The following is an 871-nucleotide window of genomic DNA, read 5'->3' on the forward strand; positions in this document are numbered from 1 at the left end:
CGGCGAGGGCCGCGGGCGCGGGCGGGGCGCTCGTTCCGGGGGCCGCGCCGGTGGCCGCGCGGGCCGCGCTGAAACTTTCCTTCACGTCCTGGGTCATGGCTGAAAGATATTTTCGGACACGGTCGGGGGTCAAGCCCGTGGAGGGACAATGAGGGGATGGACGAAGTGAACAACGACAACGCGCTGGAGCAGGCGCTGCACGGCGCCAGGGCCCTGGTCCTGGCCGACCTCGCCGCGTCCGGGGTCGCGGAGGCCGAGATCGTGTCGCTGGTGGAGGACGCGGTGTCGCACCGCCGCTGGTGGGTCGAGCAGTGGCCGGAGGGCGTGGGCTTCGTGGCCGGCCTGGTGGCGCAGGACGTCCAGGACGCCCTGCTGGAACGTTACGGCCGCTGGCCCCTCTGCCCGGTCTGCGTCACGGTCGAGCCGCACGCGCTGGAGGTGGAGCCGGAGCTGGGCGCGGATCCGCACTGGGTGTGCGCGAAGGAGGCGGTGGTGGTGGCGCGGGTGGGGGCGCTGCGCGATGCTGGCGGGGGTTTTGCTGACGGGGGCGATGCCCTGTGACCGTCTACATCGACCCGCCCACCTGGCCCGGCCACGGCCGGATGTGGTCGCACCTGGTCAGCGACGTGTCCTTCGAGGAACTGCACGCGTTCGCCGCGTCGATCGGGTGCCCGGAGCGAGCGTTCGAACGGGACCATTACGACGTGCCGGCGCATCGGTACGAGGATGCGGTGGGGGCGGGGGCGGTGCGGGTGGGCTCGAAGGAACTGGTCCGCCGGATCACGGAGGCGGGCCTCCGCCGCCCAAAGGGCCGCCCGTCCTCTTGACCGGCCTGGCGGCCGTGCTTTTGTCCTCAATCGCCGGACGGGCT

The 871-nt window shown here is 72.3% G+C and carries 2 protein-coding genes; both read left to right on the forward strand.

Features of this window, described 5'->3' with window-relative positions; translation table 11 throughout:
- Positions 1 to 156: 156 nt before the first annotated feature.
- On the forward strand, positions 157 to 561 hold the full coding sequence (locus GT042_RS32450) for a hypothetical protein (protein WP_161312270.1): 405 nt from the start codon (positions 157 to 159) through the stop codon (positions 559 to 561).
- The gene (locus GT042_RS32455; RefSeq protein ID WP_161312271.1) at positions 558 to 827 is read left to right on the forward strand and encodes a DUF4031 domain-containing protein; all 270 of its coding nucleotides are present in this window, start codon (positions 558 to 560) and stop codon (positions 825 to 827) included. The genes GT042_RS32450 and GT042_RS32455 overlap by 4 nt, the downstream gene beginning before the upstream one ends.
- Positions 828 to 871: the final 44 nt, after the last annotated feature.

Origin of the sequence: Streptomyces sp. SID3212, assembly GCF_009865405.1 — a bacterium.
Lineage (GTDB): Bacteria > Actinomycetota > Actinomycetes > Streptomycetales > Streptomycetaceae > Streptomyces.

Coding starts and splice junctions, on each gene's coding strand:
- GT042_RS32450 (WP_161312270.1), top strand. CDS start 157: ATGGACGAAGTGAACAACGACAACGCGCTGGAGCAGGCGCTGCACGGC.